This window comes from Fodinibius salipaludis, assembly GCF_002287075.1.
Taxonomy (GTDB): Bacteria; Bacteroidota; Rhodothermia; order Balneolales; family Balneolaceae; genus Fodinibius; species Fodinibius salipaludis.
Genome location: NZ_NSKE01000033.1, coordinates 1 through 896 on the forward strand (window position 1 = coordinate 1; position 896 = coordinate 896).

The window sequence follows — 896 nt, forward strand, 5'->3', positions numbered from 1 at the left end:
CATATGAAAAGTGGGCCGACAGTGAAAAAATTCACAGTAGTCCAGATATTCACTGGTAAAAAAATCGTTAGATACCCAAACGCAAGTATGAAGTAAAAGATAAATACTTGGGGTAGGACTTTCTTTTTATTCTCCATGATATAGGAGAAATTCCTTTGAAAAAATGTCTTCATGGAGATAGTAAAATAATTAAAAAATTTTCCTCTTGAGTTACTAAATCAAATTTTACCTAACGACATTGCGCATAAGGGGCGTGCAAAGTTGCGTTGAAATTATTTTAAAATGTACTACGGTACTGGCTAAATTGAAACTTGCAGCCAACGGCGAGGCACGTCCCACTTAATGCGCGGGTTATACAAAGTTATTAATTGTTGAAATAAGCTAATTTAATTTTGGTTCGCCTTTTCATTTTCAGTCTTTGGGAAAAGATACATTTCGAGCAAAACTGAAAATTGCACGAAAGCAACTAACAGGTAATCTGTAGCTGAAATGTGGGCAAAAGATTCTTCAAATAGTACACCAACAAATATAATTAAGGTGTAAAGTGCTGCAATACCAACTATGATAGCCCAAATTTTATACCAAAGTGGTCGATCTTGAATTTTATTTAGCATGCTTAGATGAAACTCTTGTTAGAATTTACTTTGTATAACGACATTGCGCATAAGGTGCACGTGAATGAATGTTGATTTATTAAATAATGAACGAAGAGTTAAAAAGCCAGAAAGTGGCAAGACCTGGCGAGGCGTGTCCCCTTAATGCGCGGGTTAGGTAAAATTATTGAGGATTAAAGATTAACAAATAGGCCATACCAAAGACTAAAGCCAACACAAACGGTAAAATTAGCATTAAGAAAGGAAGTACAATTACCACGAAAACACAGTCCCAATAGGACA

Annotated in this window: 1 protein-coding gene; it reads right to left on the bottom strand. The window is 35.3% G+C overall.

The window, feature by feature from the left end; translation table 11 throughout:
• Positions 1–386 precede the first annotated feature (386 nt).
• The gene (locus CK503_RS15910; RefSeq protein ID WP_095607817.1) at positions 387–614 is read right to left on the bottom strand and encodes a hypothetical protein; all 228 of its coding nucleotides are present in this window, start codon (positions 612–614) and stop codon (positions 387–389) included.
• Between the last annotated feature and the right edge of the window lie 282 nt (positions 615–896).